Origin of the sequence: Arthrobacter sp. GMC3 (genome assembly GCF_002929305.1) — a bacterium.
GTDB lineage: Bacteria > Actinomycetota > Actinomycetes > Actinomycetales > Micrococcaceae > Specibacter.
The window spans coordinates 41890-57910 of sequence record NZ_PJIO01000019.1; the positions used below are offsets into that span (position 1 = coordinate 41890).

16 protein-coding genes are annotated in these 16021 nt (G+C 62.9%); 7 read left to right on the forward strand and 9 right to left on the reverse strand.

Annotated elements, in window-relative coordinates:
- The first annotated feature begins 13 nt into the window (after window positions 1–13).
- The 6 genes from CXQ94_RS19645 (at window position 14) to CXQ94_RS19670 (ending at window position 6572) form a co-directional block, all read left to right on the forward strand.
- Window positions 14–742: an NUDIX domain-containing protein gene (locus CXQ94_RS19645; protein ID WP_258067259.1), complete on the forward strand. Its 729-nt coding sequence runs from the start codon at window positions 14–16 to the stop codon at window positions 740–742.
- Window positions 743–833: 91 nt separating this feature from the next.
- Window positions 834–2189 carry a quinolinate synthase NadA gene (nadA, locus tag CXQ94_RS19650; protein WP_104092290.1) on the forward strand — a complete coding sequence of 452 codons (1356 nt, stop codon included), beginning with the start codon at window positions 834–836 and terminating at the stop codon, window positions 2187–2189.
- Entirely contained in the window at window positions 2186–4027 is a 1842-nt protein-coding gene (locus tag CXQ94_RS19655) for an L-aspartate oxidase (RefSeq protein ID WP_104092291.1), read from the forward strand. The genes nadA and CXQ94_RS19655 overlap by 4 nt, the downstream gene beginning before the upstream one ends.
- Before the next feature lie 38 nt (window positions 4028–4065).
- Window positions 4066–4935 carry a carboxylating nicotinate-nucleotide diphosphorylase gene (nadC, locus tag CXQ94_RS19660; RefSeq protein WP_104092309.1) on the forward strand — a complete coding sequence of 290 codons (870 nt, stop codon included), beginning with the start codon at window positions 4066–4068 and terminating at the stop codon, window positions 4933–4935.
- A 2-nt stretch (window positions 4936–4937) separates the two neighbouring features.
- A complete protein-coding gene (locus CXQ94_RS19665; RefSeq protein WP_104092292.1) occupies window positions 4938–6146 on the forward strand; it encodes a cysteine desulfurase family protein in 1209 nt (402 codons plus the stop codon).
- A gap of 132 nt (window positions 6147–6278) precedes the next feature.
- Window positions 6279–6572 carry a DUF1540 domain-containing protein gene (locus tag CXQ94_RS19670; RefSeq protein WP_104092293.1) on the forward strand — a complete coding sequence of 98 codons (294 nt, stop codon included), beginning with the start codon at window positions 6279–6281 and terminating at the stop codon, window positions 6570–6572.
- An 8-nt stretch (window positions 6573–6580) separates the two neighbouring features.
- Here the strand turns inward: CXQ94_RS19670 and CXQ94_RS19675 are convergent, their stop codons facing one another.
- The 9 genes from CXQ94_RS19675 to CXQ94_RS19715 form a co-directional block, all read right to left on the reverse strand.
- On the reverse strand, window positions 6581–7102 hold the full coding sequence (locus tag CXQ94_RS19675; RefSeq protein WP_104092294.1) for a GtrA family protein: 522 nt from the start codon (window positions 7100–7102) through the stop codon (window positions 6581–6583).
- Between the two features lie 79 nt (window positions 7103–7181).
- Window positions 7182–8015 (reverse strand): fumarylacetoacetate hydrolase family protein, encoded by an 834-nt coding sequence (locus CXQ94_RS19680; RefSeq protein ID WP_104092295.1) that lies wholly within the window; start codon window positions 8013–8015, stop codon window positions 7182–7184.
- Between the two features lie 28 nt (window positions 8016–8043).
- Window positions 8044–8898, reverse strand: a complete 855-nt coding sequence (locus tag CXQ94_RS19685; protein ID WP_104092296.1) for a MurR/RpiR family transcriptional regulator — start codon at window positions 8896–8898, stop codon at window positions 8044–8046.
- Between the two features lie 4 nt (window positions 8899–8902).
- Window positions 8903–9901: a metallophosphoesterase gene (locus CXQ94_RS19690; RefSeq protein ID WP_104092297.1), complete on the reverse strand. Its 999-nt coding sequence runs from the start codon at window positions 9899–9901 to the stop codon at window positions 8903–8905.
- Window positions 9898–10674: a phosphonate ABC transporter, permease protein PhnE gene (phnE, locus tag CXQ94_RS19695; RefSeq protein WP_258067262.1), complete on the reverse strand. Its 777-nt coding sequence runs from the start codon at window positions 10672–10674 to the stop codon at window positions 9898–9900. Before phnE (CXQ94_RS19695) ends, CXQ94_RS19690 begins: the two co-directional genes overlap by 4 nt.
- Window positions 10675–10735: 61 nt before the next feature.
- Entirely contained in the window at window positions 10736–11554 is an 819-nt protein-coding gene (gene phnE, locus CXQ94_RS19700) for a phosphonate ABC transporter, permease protein PhnE (RefSeq protein ID WP_258067260.1), read from the reverse strand.
- Window positions 11551–12360, reverse strand: coding sequence for a phosphonate ABC transporter ATP-binding protein (gene phnC / locus CXQ94_RS19705; RefSeq protein WP_104092299.1), 810 nt, complete (start codon window positions 12358–12360; stop codon window positions 11551–11553). The genes phnE (CXQ94_RS19700) and phnC overlap by 4 nt, the downstream gene beginning before the upstream one ends.
- A 154-nt stretch (window positions 12361–12514) precedes the next feature.
- Entirely contained in the window at window positions 12515–13540 is a 1026-nt protein-coding gene (locus CXQ94_RS19710; RefSeq protein WP_104092300.1) for a phosphate/phosphite/phosphonate ABC transporter substrate-binding protein, read from the reverse strand.
- Window positions 13537–14301 (reverse strand): HAD family hydrolase, encoded by a 765-nt coding sequence (locus CXQ94_RS19715; protein WP_146070373.1) that lies wholly within the window; start codon window positions 14299–14301, stop codon window positions 13537–13539. Before CXQ94_RS19715 ends, CXQ94_RS19710 begins: the two co-directional genes overlap by 4 nt.
- A gap of 142 nt (window positions 14302–14443) precedes the next feature.
- Here CXQ94_RS19715 and CXQ94_RS19720 point away from each other — a divergent pair, with 142 nt between their 5' ends.
- A complete protein-coding gene (locus CXQ94_RS19720) occupies window positions 14444–15943 on the forward strand; it encodes a M20/M25/M40 family metallo-hydrolase (RefSeq protein WP_181034318.1) in 1500 nt (499 codons plus the stop codon).
- Window positions 15944–16021 lie beyond the last annotated feature (78 nt).

A 16021-nucleotide genomic window follows, 5' to 3' on the forward strand; every position in this document is an offset into this window, starting at 1 on the left:
CCGGTGAGGTGCAGTGGAACGTACGCCATTTATCAGTGCGGCGAACGTCAGCGAGCGCTTGGCGCAGCCCCCGGCGCTGGCGATTTCGACTGTCATCTTCGCCTTGCGTCCGAGTGAATCCAGCGGCCGTCCCACCCTGTGGTTGCCGCTGGTGCGGCGCATCCGTGAACCCTTCGAGGGGATGTGGGCGCTGCCCGGTGGGCCGTTGACTCAATCCCAGTCCCTGCAGGATGCGGCCGCCACCAACTTGGCAGACACCACAGGCCTGACGCCGAACTACCTGGAGCAGCTCTACGCCTTTGGCGGTCTGCACCGCTCGCCCAGCCAGCGGGTGGTTTCAATTGTCTATTGGGCCATGGTGCAGCCCACGGAAGCGGCGCTGGCCCGGGAATCTGATAACGTCCGCTGGTTCAGAGCCGACGGTTTGGCGGAACTGGCCTTCGATCACAACCAAATTGTTGACTACGCCTTGTGGCGGCTGCGCAACAAGATGGCCTACGGTTCCATCGCTTACCACCTGCTGGGGGAGACCTTCACCTTGGCTCAAGTGCGTGAGGTGTATGAGGCGGTGCTGAACCGCACCCTGGACCCTGCTAACTTCAGGCGCCAGCTCAAACAAACCGCGCACATCGAGGCGACGGATGAGTATCTGCAAGGCGGGGCGCACCGACCTCCCCGCCTCTACCGCTATACCGGCGACCCGGCCGCCGAGAATTCCGGGGCACCCCCGTCTTCCTTGTAGCCCTGTAGGAGATAAGCCCTCGCGCGGTCAATGCGCGATTTGTCCAAACCCTCTCGCACCACCTTCACTGCCTCACACCTTGGAGCACGCCATGTCATCTGTGAACACCACCATCGCCCTCATCACCCGCAGCCAGGCCGAGCAGCAGTCGGCACGGCTGGCGGGAAAACCTGGCCGCCTGCAGGAGAGTTGCGATGACGATCTTGCCAAGGGGCCCTGGGAGTTTGACCTCGCCGAGGCGCTCGCAGGCACCCCGGGCTATGGTCCGGGGGCCTCCAACGAGGACAAGGCCCCGGCGGCAACACCGGTGCAGGGCCAGCTGCCGCAGGAGTACAAGGACGCCTCCGACGCCGAACTTAAGTCTCGTATCATCGCCGCCAAGGCGGAGTTGGGGGAGCGGGTAGTCATACTCGGCCACTTTTACCAACGCGATGAGGTGGTGGAGTTCGCAGACTTTGTGGGGGATTCCTTCCAGCTAGCCAATGCCGCCAAGGCTCGTACGGAGGCCGAAGCCATCGTCTTTTGCGGGGTTCACTTCATGGCGGAGACAGCTGACATGCTCTCGAGGGCTGGGCAATCGGTGATCTTGCCCAACCTGGCCGCCGGATGTTCCATGGCCGACATGGCCGATCTCCCCTCGGTGGAAGCGTGCTGGGCGCAGTTGGAGGCGCTCTACGGAACAGAGCCCGACTCCGCAGGCCGGGTACCGGTTATCCCCGTGACCTACATGAACTCATCGGCTGCACTCAAGGCCTTCTGTGGAGAACACGGCGGGATCGTGTGTACCTCCTCCAACGCTGCCACCGTTCTGGACTGGGCTTTTGAACGAGGCCAACGGGTGTTGTTCTTCCCCGACCAGCACCTGGGCCGCAATACGGCAAAGGCCATGGGCGTGCCCCTGGAGAACATGCCACTGTGGAACCCCCGACTGCCGCTGGGCGGCAATGGCCTTGAAGCGATGATGGACGCCAAGGTGGTGTTGTGGCAGGGATTCTGCTCAGTCCACAAGCGCTTCACGGTGGGCCAGATCGAGCAGGCCCGGGCCGATTTTCCCGGGGTGCGCGTGATCGTTCACCCCGAATGCCCCATGGAGGTGGTGGACGCGGCCGACGAGGCCGGATCCACCGACTACATCCTCAAAGCCATCCAGGGCGCACCCGCCGGAAGCACGTTTGCCATCGGCACCGAGATCAACATGGTCAACCGTCTGGCCGCACAGTACCCGCAGCACACCATCTTTTGCCTGGACCCGGTGATCTGCCCGTGCTCCACCATGTACCGCATCCACCCCGGCTACCTGGCCTGGGTGCTGGAAGGCTTGCTCAGGGGTGAGGTGCTCAATCAGATCACGGTGCCCGAGGCCATCGCCGTCAACGCCAGGGTGGCACTGGAACGCATGCTGGCCGCCAAGCCGCTCGCAGCCCAAACCACGGTGCCAGTGTCATGAGGGAACTAGATGCCCACCTGGTGGTGGTGGGCAGCGGTGTTGCCGGCCTCTACGCCGCCCTACTAGCCGCCGAGGCCGGGGTCCATGTCACCCTGCTGACCAAAGGCAGGCTTGCCCAGAGCAACACACACTTCGCCCAAGGCGGGATCTGTGCCGTGCTGGATAGCGAGGATGCGGCACCGGGGGATACCGTCGAAGCCCACATTGCCGACACACTCAAAGCTGGTGCGGGCCAGTGCGATCCCGAGGCGGTGCAGATCCTGTGCGAGCAGGCGGCGTCAGAGATCGCGGCCCTGGAACGATTCGGGGTGGTCTTTGATGCGGACCCGGTCACCGGGCGGCGGGCACTGGGTTTGGAAGGGGCCCACTCCGCGGCCCGCATCCTGCACGCGGGAGGCGACGCAACCGGCGCGGCCATCGCCGACGGCCTGATCGGGGCCGTGCGTAAGGCCGCATCCTCGGGGACGGTGACAATCATTGAGGACGCGTTCGTGCATGAGTTGCTACGGGGGTACAACTCCGTCCGCGGGGTGGCCTATCAGCGTCATTTCCCTGCCGACGGGCAGCATGAAGCCTCCAACATCATGGAACTTCAAGCCGACGGCGTGCTCCTGGCCACCGGGGGAGCTGGGCAGCTTTTTGACTCCACCACCAACCCATCTGTAGCCACGGCCGACGGTGTAGCCCTCGCATGGCGGGCCGGGGCCGTTGTCGCCGACCTCGAATACTTCCAGTTCCACCCAACAGCCATGGTCGGCGGCGCGAACTTCCTAATTTCCGAAGCCGTCCGCGGCGCTGGCGCCGTATTGCGCGACGCCGACGGGGAGGCCTTCATGGTCAGCTATCACCCCGACGGCGACCTGGCCCCACGCGATGTGGTCTCCCGCAGCATTGCAGCCCACCTGCGCAACGGCCGGAGTGGGCAACATGTCTTCCTGGACGCAACCGGAGTTGAAGCCATACACGGTGCGGGCTACCTGGCCCGCAGATTCCCCACCATCGACGCCACCACCCAGGAGCTGGGCTTTGACTGGACCCGCGAATGGCTGCCCGTTGCTCCGGCGGCGCACTACTGGATGGGCGGCATCGCCACCAGCGTCGACGCCCAGACGTCCCTTGACGGCCTCTACGCGGCCGGTGAGGTGGCTTGCACTGGAGTGCACGGAGCCAACCGGCTGGCCTCGAACTCCCTCCTTGAAGGGCTCGTATTTGGCCGCCGTGCCGTAGACGCGTTCATGGTCCAAGCAATGACTGCCGAAAGCTACACCGGCGCGCCGAACACCCAAATTCCATGGCACAGACCCGGCATCGAGGCCGCGTCACTGCGGCGCATCCCGGCAGAACCAAACGACCACGACGGCCCAGGCACTGGCGGCACCGGCACGGGCACTGGTGCAGGAGCCCACGTCCCATCCTTCAGCAAGGAGGCCTTGGGTCAGCTCATGGGCGCCTATGCCGGTGTGGTCCGGGACGACGCCGGTCTGCAATACGCAGCATCTGTCCTAGGGGCGTGGCGCTCGCAGCAGGAAGCACGCCACCCAACCGGGATTGCGCCGACGAGGCAAAGTGCCGAAGCCTTGAACCTGCTCACCGTGGCAGAACTTCTGGTCCATGCTGCCCTTGCCCGCCGGAATTCCGTCGGTGCCCACTTCCGCAGTGACTTCCCCGAGACAGGTGACTTCCCCACGACCACCGTCAATGCGGCCACGAATTCGCGGCGGTCCTCGAACTTCTGGGTCGCTTCGGCACCCATCCGGCACCAATCCCGCGCGTACCACTCCACCTCGCACCAGCACGATTTCACCAACTTTCCCGTCCTTGAAAGCGAATCCGCATGAACGCCGTCGACGTTGTCCCTGAAGTTCACACCCCTGAGATGGTGCTGCCAACCCTCCCGGTCACCTCTGTGGAGAACATCCTGCGCAACGCCTTTGTGGAGGACGCACCCTATGGCGACATCACCTCCGCCACCCTCCTTCCCGCCCAGGCGAAGGCCACAGCGTGGCTGGTGGCGCGCGAACCCGGCATCTTCTCGGGCGGCGAGGTATTTACGGCGGCCATGCTGATGCAGGACCCGGCCGCGCTGGTTGAACAGCTGGTGCCCGACGGACACTCCTTCGCCGCCGGTGAGCGCATCATGAGTGTCACCGGACTGGCCCGGGCCGTCTTGACGGCCGAACGAATTGCGCTGAACCTGACCCAGCGCATGAGCGCCATCGCCACCCAGACCGCCGACTATGCCCGGCTTATCGAAGGCACCAAGGCTCGCGTCACCGACACCCGCAAAACGACACCGGGGCTGCGCATCCTGGAACGGTACGCCGTGCGCTGCGGTGGCGGGCACAACCACCGGTTCTCACTCTCCGACGCCATACTTGCCAAGGACAACCACTTGGCGGTCCTCACCGGCGGCGACCCAGGCAAGCTGACTCAGGCACTGGCTGGGGTGCGCGCCCACCTCCCGCACACGGTCCATTTTGAGGTGGAAGTGGACAGCCTGGAACAAATTGAGCCAGTCTTGGCGGCGGGGGTTGACACCATCATGCTCGATAACTTCAGCAACGCCGAACTCGTCGCCGGCGTGGCACTGGTCAACGGACGTGCCCTGGTGGAGGCCAGCGGCAACGTCAACCTGTCCACCATTGCCGCGATCGCCCAAACCGGGGTGGACATTATTTCCGTTGGCGCGCTGACCCACAGCGTCCGGGCCCTGGACCTTGGCCTGGACATCGCGATCGAGGCGTAGCAATGATCTTCCTGGATGCCGCGGCCACCACCCCGGTGCGGCGGGAGGTCATCGAGGCGATGTTCCCGTTCCTGACCAACCAATTCGGCAACCCCTCAAGCCACCACGAGCTGGGGGAGCAGGCGGCGAACGCACTGGAGGCGGCCAGGGAGCAGTGCGCCAGCATGCTTGGCTGCCACGCCGAGGAACTCACTTTTACCTCCGGCGGCACTGAGGCCGACAATTTGGCATTGAAGGGCATTGCCTTGGCCCGGAGGGCCGAAGATCCGTGCCGCAACAGGGTGGTCATCAGCGCCATCGAACACCCCGCCGTGGTCGAATCCGCCGACTACTTGCGCCGCGTGCATGGCTTCATCATCGATGTGGTGCCGGTGGATTCCGACGCCTTGGTGGCCCCGGGAGAATTTGAGCGGGTGCTGGCACGGCCTGCGGAATCGGCGGCCGACGCCGGTGCTCACTTGGGAGGTGCGGCAGGCAGCGACGTGGCGGTGGCCTCCATCATGTACGCCAACAACGAGGTGGGGACTATCCAGGACATCCCCGTGTTGGCTGCCGTCGCAGCCAACTATGGGGTGCCCCTGCACTCCGACGCCGTGCAAGCGGCAGGCTGGCTGGACCTGGCAGTGGTTGGTCTAGGTGTGGCAGCCCTCAGCATGTCCGGTCACAAGCTCGGCGCTCCCAAGGGTGTGGGGCTTTTGTATGTGCGCGGCGATGTCCCCCTTGAGCCGTTGATTCACGGGGGCGGTCAGGAAAGCGGGAACCGCTCTGGCACGGAGAACGTGGCCTTCGCGGTGGCACTGGCCACGGCTCTGCGGCTCACCGAAGCGGGACAGGTGGCCGCCGTCGAGCACGCCACAGCCTTACGGGAGGGTTTCATTGACAGGGTCCTTGCCAGCGTCCCCGCTGCCCGGCTGACGGGCCACCGAAGCAAAAGGTTGCCGTCGGTGGCGTCGTTTTGTTTCCCGGGAACCAGTGGGGAGTCTGTGCTGCTGGAACTGGAACGCAAATCGATCATCTGCTCATCCGGCTCCGCCTGTGCCGCGGGATCCGACGAGCCATCTGCAGTGCTCAGCGCCATGGGTATTGAGCGCGGTGTGGCACAGACGGCGCTGCGATTTAGTTTCGGGGCCCAGACCACCGCAAGCGATCTGGACACGGCAGCCGATGAACTGGTTCGGGCCGTGGGTCGCGTCCTGGCGTTGGGGCGCTAAGCCAGGACGCGTGGAGCAGGGGGAGCGGAAAATACGGCACAAAATTGGCACTAATTAGTTGGCGCTATATGGGGGTACGGTGAAAGCAAACGGGCCATCGGGGCCCGATTCGAAACACGCAAGGAGATTGCCATGGCTGTCACCGTCCCCGTCTCGGAATGCGCCGTAGAGAACTGTTCCTTCAATGACCACACCCACTGTGGTGCAGCTGGTATCACCATTGGCGGGAACGCCGACCACGCCCAATGTGCAACCTTTATCGACACCGGCTCCCATGGTGGCCTGCCAAAGGTGTTGGCCTCAATCGGTGCCTGTCAGCGCACTGAATGCACCCACAACGACAACCTCATGTGTGGCGCGCCAGCTGTAAAAGTGGGCCCAGGTGCTGACAACGCCGATTGCCTAACCTACGAGCACGCCGTCTGAACGATGAACTAGCTGGCGGCTTGGCGCGAGGGGCGCAGGCGCCGGAAGATCCAGTACCGCAACAACAGGAACCGGGTGATAGCGGAGGCAATGTTGCCCGCCACGATCACGGCCAGTTCCACCACAATGGAGGCGTGCGGGGCCAGCACTTCCAGCAGCCAAAGACTCCCGCTGGTGATGACCAGCGCCAAGACCATGATCCACAGGCCGCGTCGCTGGTCACGCCACCAGAATTCCTTGCTGTTTACCCCAAAGCTGAAGCGCCGGTTCAAGTCCGTATTCAGAATTGAACACAGGATCAGTGAAATGGCATTTGCCCACTGGGTCCCCAACGATGGGCGCAGACCCGCATATATGGCCATGGAGATTACGGTGCAGATGATTGCGACCACGCCAAAACCGCGCAGCTGTGCGGCCAAAACGGGATACCTCTGCCACACCGGTGACTTTGTCATCAGTGCTGCCCCGTTGGCCCCAATGCTGGGCATTGAATTCAGGGATGCTGGTTCGGCCGGTGTTTCGGTTGCCATAGGACACCAATTCTGCCACTTGCTGTTGGGGTAACCCAAAACGTGGGCTGGGTATTATCTGTGAGCTTCCCGCAGGCGCCTACTCGCCGGCCACCACAGGGTTGCGCAGCTCACCGATGCCGCCCACACGGCAGATGACTTCATCGCCCGGGGTGATCTGGCGGCACTCTGCCGGGAATCCGGTCATAATGACGTCGCCTGGCTGCAGTGTCATGAATGAGCTCAGGTAAACCAGGATCTCCTCGACCCCCCAGCCCAGGTCATCGCTCGATGCGGCGGTCAGCTCGGTGCCGTTGTGCACAATGTTGATCGGCACGCCTTGGTCTGCCAGGCCCACAACAATCCACGGGCCAAGCGGAGTGAACGTGTCCGGGCTCTTGGCGCTGATCCAGAGTTCATCGGACTTTTGTGCATCACGGGCGGAGACGTCATTGCCGATCGTGAAACCCAGGATCGCCTCGCGGGCGTTCTCCATAGTCAGGTTTCGTGCCTGCTGGCCGACGACGACGGTCAGCTCGGCCTCGGGGTCAACGTACCCTACGCCGGGGCTAAGTTTGATGGCATCGCCCGGGCCGACCACGGAACTGGCGGCCTTGTGGAAAGCCTGCGGGGGCAGGGCGCGGCCCGGTGCGCCGGTGTTGTGGGCCATGCCGAAGACGTTGGCAGGGTTGCAGGGTGCCAGGAAGGTGAACTTGTCCTGGCCAACGCTCTGGCCAACGTTCCAGCCGTCGCGCTCGGCGCTGTTCTGGTTGGCGGGCGAGGCCGGGAACGGTGTGGGGACCAACTGCCAGAGCTGCCCCTCGGGGCCGTCAAAGTCTGCGGCGTCGTTGCGCACAAAGAACTGCTCCGGCAGGGGCGCCGCCACGGCGTCGAGGGGGCGAACACGGGCAAGACGGTATTTGGCATCAGTCATGAGGACATCCTACCTCCTGCAGGGGGTGCTATTCGTCCAGGTTTCCGCTGATGATTTCCAAGGCAAGAGCCTTTGCCGCCGCGGCCTTCTCACCCAGTTCCTCGGTCAAGGCGGCAACCAGACCCTCCATCAGAATGGTCTGTGGGATCCTGCTGGTCACGGTGACCTCTTCACGAAAACTCAGCTCCCCCATGCCCACCACCAAGGAGAATCGTGCCATGGCCGCCAAAGGCGACCGAGCAAAGGCGGTGATGACCACGAGGGTAGCCCCGGCATCCGTGGCGGCCTTGGCCACCCGCAGGGTTGAGCTGTTCGCCCCGCTTCCGCTGATAATCAGCAACACGTCTGAAGGAGTGAGAAGGCGGGCTGCAATTTGCTGGCCAATCACATCCAGCGCGGACTCCGCGGGTCGGCCGATGGCGCTCAGGCGTGCGGCCATGTCCTGTGCCAAAGGGGCTGACAAGCCGTTTCCCACCACCAACATCCGCCCAGCTACGGCCATCGCCTTCACGGCGCCGGCAACTGCCGCTGGATCGAGCAACGCGGCCATGGACGCAACAGCATTACCTACCTGGACAAAGGTGTCGGCCACCATTCCGGCGGCTCCCACGTCGCGTGAACGAGTGGGCGCGGCGGCATATCCTGCGTCACGGGCCAAGAGGACCCGCAGCTGCTGATAGCCGGAATAGCCCAAGCTTTGGCAGGTTCGCACCACAGTGGCCCGGGATGCCCCGGCGAGATCGGCGACCTGTTGTGAGGAGAGTTCGACGATCTGGTGGGTGTGCTGCAAGAAGACCGTGGCAACGGCCTGTTCTGCGGGCAGCAGTGCTGGTTGAGCGGAACGGATGTGGGCCACAATTTGGCCAGGAGCTTGCACAATCACTTTGCTAGTCTTTCAGCGTGGGGCGGGAGGATTTGGGTGTGTGAGTGCTGGCGGCCAACAGCCGGTCAGCGTCGGTGGCGGCGATCTTGGCGGAAATGTCTACCACTGTGTCTGGGCCGAGGTCAAAAACAACTGCTGGCGAGATTTCCTGTGGGAGAGCCCTGTTAATCGGCATAGTCCGGATCCGCGCCCGGCCCACTGTACCGTTTGCCGGGGATTCCATGGCCGAGACAGTGATCAGCGTTCCACCGGTTCCGGCAATAGCACGCTCATGCCCGGCAGGGGCCAGGGCATCATTGGAATTGACCACGCCGGAGGTCACCACCACCGGGATGGTGTCCGACCCGGTCCACAGTGAGTCGGTCAAATGATGGTGGTAGTGCCCGCTGAGAATGGCCAGGACATCGGAATCCCTTAGGACCTCGGCCAAGGCCGGGGAGTTGATGAGTTCAATGCCTTGGTGCAAAGCAGTCACGGGCGGTACTGGTGGGTGGTGGATGACCAGTACCGACCCGAGGGAGGACTTGCTGGCCAGTACGGTGCGCAGCCAATCCAATTGGGCAGACTCTAGGAAGCCGTGGGTGCGGCCCGGCACGGAGCTGTCCAGGGTGATGATGCGGTACCCTGCCACCTCGCTGACGCCCACAATCGGGCCCTGCACGCCCTCATCGACTGCAAGGCCTTGCACGCCAGAATTCGGATGTCCGTTGCCAAGGACGTGCCGGAAACCTGCCCGTTCGTCGTGGTTGCCCATGGCGTAGATGGCCTGCGCGCCGTGCCTGGCCGCGAAGTCGCCAGTGAGAGAACGCAAGACTTCATAGGAGGCCGGGGACCCGTCGTCGGACACGTCACCGGAAACCACCACCAGGTCAAGCGGTCCGGCATTTTCAAAAGCGCTGAGTGTGAACTTGTAGGCGGCAACGGTGTCCACCAGACCCGAGTGAAGCGCGTCGGTGCCCAGGAGGTGGGTGTCGCTCAGATGAAGGATGCGTAGTGCGCTCATGATGCCAGCCTAGGTGCCCGCCACCGGCCATGGATCAGCTTGTTGCGGACGGCACCGGAGATCTGGTCGATTCCCATGGTGACGGCAATGACAACAATGAGCAGCATGCCCACGGCGTCCCAATTTCTGAACTGCACATTGTCCTGGAGCATCTTGCCGATACCGCCAGCGCCAATCAGCCCAAGTATGGCCGAGGCCCTGACATTGATCTCAAAACGGTACAGCCAGAAGGAAAAGACGTCAGGCGCAGCCGAGGGCCACACGCCCCAACGGATGAGCGCCAGAGTGCCACCACCGGTGGAACGGACCGCCTCCTTGGGGCCTGGATCTACTCCTTCAAAGGCCTCGTACCCCCATTTGCCCAGTGTGCCGATTGAGCCCACTGCCAGGGCCAGTGCACCCGTGAACGGGGTGAGACCGGTGACGGAGAGGATCAAGATGGCGATGACCACTTCGGGGACCGCGCGGATCACGGCGAAAATAAACCGCAAGGGTGCGTTGACAGCCCTCGGGGCCAGTCCCTTCGAGGCTAGAAAGCTCAGCGGGAAGGAGATAATGATGCCCAGAACGGTGCCGATCCAGGCCATCTGGACCGACAAGATGGTGGCATTGAACGCCTCCCCGAACTGGCTCCAGTCCGGGGGAAGCAGCATGAGGGAAACGTATTTGACCAGCTGGGCGGGGAAATCTGCCAGCGATGACCACTTGATCTTCACCGACCAAAAGGCGGCGACAATGATCAAGGAGACAAGCAGCCAGAGCGTGGTGCGCAGCCTGGAGGTGGGCTTGACGGGGCGCGAGGTGCGGGGCTGTTCTGTGGTTGAGGTGGCCACGCTACACCAACTTCTTTCGAAGCCAGGATGACGCCGATTCCAGCACCAGCACGAGCACCAGGATTTCCAAGATGATCAGGGAAAGTTCGTGGTATCTGAAGAAGCTGCGGACGTTGTCGATCAGGATGCCTAGGCCACCGGCTCCCACTAGCCCGATCACCGTTGACGCACGGATGTTCAGCTCAAAAGTGTACAAAACCTGCGAGGCAAAGCTGGGCAGGATCTGCGGCAGCATGGCCACACGATTGGCCTTGGGCCAGCTGCCGCCGGTAGCCAGGGCGGCTTCCTGGGCCCCTAAGTCTTCACCGTCTAGGGACTCCGAAACCAGTTTGACGATGATGCCGATGTTGAACAGGACCAGGGCCATGATGCCCGACAACGCGCCTACACCCACCACGGCAACCAGGATGGCCGCATACAAGATATCCGGGACACTGCGGACCATGTTCATGACAAAACGGACGCCAGCGAGCAGCTTGGGCTTGGGGTTCGTGGCCCGAGAAGCCAGGAATGCCAAGGGCAGCGAAATTGCGGCACCCACAGCGGTTGCGATGACAGCCATCTGCAGCGTTTCCAGAAGGGCGGGGACGGTCTTGGGGAAGAAGCCGTAGTCAGGCTGGAGCAGTTGGACAATGTTCGAGGTGGCATTGCGCCAGTTCGCCGCGATCGCGGGCAGGTCAACCTGTACCCCGATCCCGGCCCAGACGGTGATGGCAGCCAGAAGTACGACGGCGGCGCCCGTCATGGTGCCACGGCGCGGCTTGATGGGGCGTGCTGTTCCGGGGGCCAGCATGAATCCGGGAGCGCCAGCCCCGCTCACAGGGTGCCCTTGGAGCTCAGGACGTCCTCGGCGGTCAACGACCTGCCGTAGATGTTCTCAAAGACGGATTCGTCGGCGTCGGCTCCGGCACCGTCGAAGACAACTTCGCCGGAGCGCAGGCCGATCAACCTGTCACTGTAGCGTCGCGCCAGGTCCAGGAAGTGCAGATTGACCACTACGGTGATGCCCAGTTCGGCGTTGATGCGCTGCAGGTCCCGCATGACCACATGGGAGGTGGGCGGGTCAAGGGAGGCGACGGGCTCGTCGGCCAGGATGACCATGGGGCGCTGGGCCAGTGTGCGGGCAATCGCCACGCGCTGCTGCTGGCCGCCGGATAAACTGGAGGCTTTTTCGTAGGCTTTGGACACAATTTCAACACGTTCCAGTGCAGACATGGCCAGCTCGACGTCGTCGTCGCGCCAGGCGCCCAAGAGGGTGCGCCAGGCGGGGGAGTGGTAGAGCCTGCCCATGAGCACGTTGTTGATGACCGTGGTGCGTTTGGCCAGGTTGAAGCTTTGGAACACCATGCCCACGTTGGAGCGCAGCTCGCGCAACTCCCTGCCGCGCAACTGTGCGCTGCCGCGCCCGTTGAGTTGGTGTTCGCCCACCGTGATCTGGCCGCTGGTGATGGGGACCAGTCCGTTGATGGTGCGGACAAGAGTGGACTTGCCTGCCCCGGAGAGCCCCACGATCCCCACCATTTCACCAGCGGGAATGTTCAAGTTGATGTCCTTGAGGCCGGTGAAGCCGTTGGGATAGGTCACTGACACATCGTGAAAGCGGATGTCCGCCCCGGTGCGCTCCATTGAGTCTACTTTCTCTTGCAATGTATTGCGTTGCTCTGTGCTGCCTGCCGCCGCTGTCCCGCCCGCCGGTATGGTGGCCGGCGAACGGGACAGTGGCAGTGCGGTTGGCTGGGGTGCCAGCGCTTTTTTGGTGGCGTTTGGTGCGGTGGTGCTATTAGCCCAGGCCGATGGAGTGGGCGGCTTCCTGCGTCTTCTGCAAGCTCTGCGGATCAGCCGGCTTCATGCCGGTGATCTGGTAGATGGCTGTCAGCGCCGTGACACCCTCGGGGGTCCCCGCGAAGTCCAGCATCGCGTTGCTGATCTTCTTCTGCCACTCCAGGCTGAGTTTGCTCGTGATGGACATGCCGTCGTTGGGAACCTCGTTGGTCAAGGCAAAGACAACTACCTTGCTGCCAACATCGGGGTTGTCCTTGGCGACCACTTCGCGGGCATCCCAGTAGCTGAAGCCGACTTCGGCGTCTCCCTTGTAAACGGCCAGTACCGATGCGTCATTGGCTGTGACCTTGATGGGGGAGACATCCTCGACGGCGACGCCGGCCGCCTTCATGGCTGCCACGGGGAAGATGTACCCGGCAGGGGATGCCGGGGAGAGCATTGACACCGTGGCGCCCTTGATCTTGGCGACCGAATCAAGCCCGGCCGGGCCGTTGCCCGAGGATGTGCCGTTGCAGTAGAGCATCCCGTTGGGGCCCGCCGTCGGCTTGTCCGTGCAGTACTTGTCCGGATTGTTGGTAAACATCTGGGCGGCGTAGCTCGACTTGCCCTTGCGGAGCGTTTGCAGGGCCGGAACGGCGCCATACTTATCGCACGCCTGGCTCATTTGAAGCGACGGGAGCATGCCGATCTGGGCCTGGTTGGCGCCGATGGCCTCCACAGCTGCCTGGTAGTCGGCCGTGATGACGCCCTTGACGGGGATGCCGAGCCGGCTGGTGAGGGCCTCCTCGAGCGGCTTGACAGTGTCAACCAGCTTTTTGGCGTCGCCCGAGGGAACCAGAGCCAGAGTCAATTTCGTGGGGGCGGCAGCGGCTGAATCGCTGGTTCCCGTGCAGGCCACGGTCGAGTTGGCTCCGCCGGATGCGGAATCCGCCGATTCCTGGCTGACGCCGCAGGAGGAAAGTGCAAGGGCGCCGGCCAAGGCCAATGCGCCCAGGGCTGAGAGCTTGGAGACGTTCTTTTTCACAGTGGTGCCTTTTCTGAGGAGGGAGTGGAAAAGCTGGGATTGGAGGATGCAAAGCCTGCTGGATTCTGCGCCCAGGTGTTGATCGCGTCGTACAGCAGTTCAAAGCGAGGGGCGCGAAGGCTGGCCGCCCCGGTGCGGTGGTCAAAACGGTCGATAAAGGCTGTGGCGCAACCAAAACGGCCAGGCAGCTCGATGTCGTTGATCCAGACATCGCCCACACTGAGCAGCTCAAACGGCGCCTTGTCTTGCAGGAGGGCCGGGAGTAGCTCGGTAAAGCCAGCGGGTTTTCCTGCGTCGTGGATGATCAAATCGACGGCGTCGCTCAATCCCAAGGTGGCCAGTGTTTCCGGCACCCCGGTCAAGGGGGCGTTGGTGAGCAGGATCCGAAAAGCTACCCCGTCCAGATTCTTAAGGAAGTCAGCCAGACCCGGGGCCGAGCTGATTTCAACGAGCCCGGCCGCGAGCCGCCGGCGACTCTCGGCGTAGGCCCAGTCGAGTCCTGCTGAATCGATGAGGCCATCCGCCAGTGCCGCGACGGCCGCGTAACCGTCCTTGTATGCCGGAGCGGAAGGATCATGATCTAAAAATGCGGCCAAGCCTTCCTGTAGTGCGGCTCGCTCCGGTTCCGGGATTTGTTCAGCGACTGCATCGGCATAGGCCTGAACGGGGCCATCGCCAAGGCAGAGTGTGCCGTCAAAGTCCAGGACCAAGAGGGGGAGTGGTTGTTGTGCTGCCAAGATGGCTGGCGTCGTTATGCTCACAAAAAATAGCGTACGTGGCAGAGAACACAATGTCCATGAAAATTCGAACTATGAAACATCTGTTCATTTGGTGTTAATGCGGGATTTGCCGTGGGTGAGAAAGTACAGCCAATCACCGGTGCGGTGGCATAGAATCCGTGTCATGCCTAAAGGACCAGCAACATCGTTGAATCGTGCAGTGGCCGCGGCGTTGGCCGCTGGTGCCGCCGGCACCGCCGTCGTTATGGGGACGCGGGCCTACCGTTCCGGTTCCAGCACGCCCGTAGGGGATTTCGGGGCCGCACCAAGCCCGGAGACCATTGGCGCGCAGTATGCCCAGCCCGCCGCCGATCAGCTCAGTGAACTCATTACCTATCGCACGGTGTACTCGAGTTCCCGTGACCAGATTGAGCTGGAGCAGTTCACTGGCTTCATTGACGCGCTGGAGCGGCTCTATCCTGCGGTGCATTCGGCATTGAGCCGGGAGTTTGTCAACGGCCACGCCTTGCTCTTCAAATGGGCAGGAACCCGGGCCGATGCTGGTGCCAAGCCAGTCGTATTGATGGCCCACTATGACGTGGTTCCGGTGGACGCACGCGATGACTGGACCCATCCGGGCTTCTCGGGGATTCAGGACGGCGAGTACGTTTGGGGGCGGGGCGCGCTCGATGACAAGGGCGCCGTCGTCGTTATTCTCGCTGCCATAGAATCGCTGCTGGACCAAGGGTTCACCCCAGCCCACGACATTTACCTATCCTTTGGCAACAACGAGGAAACCGCGGGCGACAGCGCAGTGGCCGCGGCAACGTTACTGAACGAGCGCGGCGTGCAGCCTTGGATGGTTCTGGACGAGGGTGGGGCCGTAGCGGAAAAGGCGTTCCCAGGGTTGAGCGTGCCGGCGGCGGTCATAGGTGTTGCCGAGAAGGGCATCTTGGAACTGGAAATGCTCACGCGAAGCGCCGGAGGACACGCATCGACGCCGCCGCGTATGGGTGCAACCGCCCGACTGGCACAGGCCATCATGGCGTTGGAGGAGAACCCGTTTCCGTCGTCAATGCCAGCTCCAATTGTGGAAATGCTCCGCCGAATTGGTAGTCACAGCAGTTTCGCATTGCGCCTCGTGACGGCCAATATGTGGGCCTTCAAACCGCTCGTGAAGCAGGCTTTCTCCATGGTGGGGGATGAAACCAGAGCTCTGACGCGGACCACCGTGGCCATCACACAACTTGAGGGTAGCAAGGCGTCGAATGTTTTGGCGTCCACAGCCAGGGCCACCGCCAACATCCGCATCGCTGTGGGGGAGACGGTGACCGGAGTGGTGCAGGCGGTGCGGGATATTATCGACGATCCCAGCGTTGAGCTGACGGTCCTTTCGGGCCACAATCCATCGCCAATTTCAGGCTTTGACAGCGAACAATTTGAGCTCCTGACCCGGTGCGTGGCGGCTTCCTACCCGCAGGCCATGGTCACCCCTTATGTGCAGACGGGGGCCACCGACTCAAGGAACTTCACCGGAATTTGTCCGGCCGTGTACAGGTTTTCGCCTCTGTTGATGGACGACGTCGACCGGGCAAGTCTGCATGCCGTCAACGAGAAGGTGCGCATCTCCTCCCTGGGGGCGGGCGTGGTCTTTTACCGGGAGCTGATTCAGGGGCTCCGCTGATTTTTGGGTGGTTAGCAGCCGGTGCCGGTGGGGTTGGTGATGCAGTTTTCTGCGTAGTTGCGGGTGATGGCGCGCCAG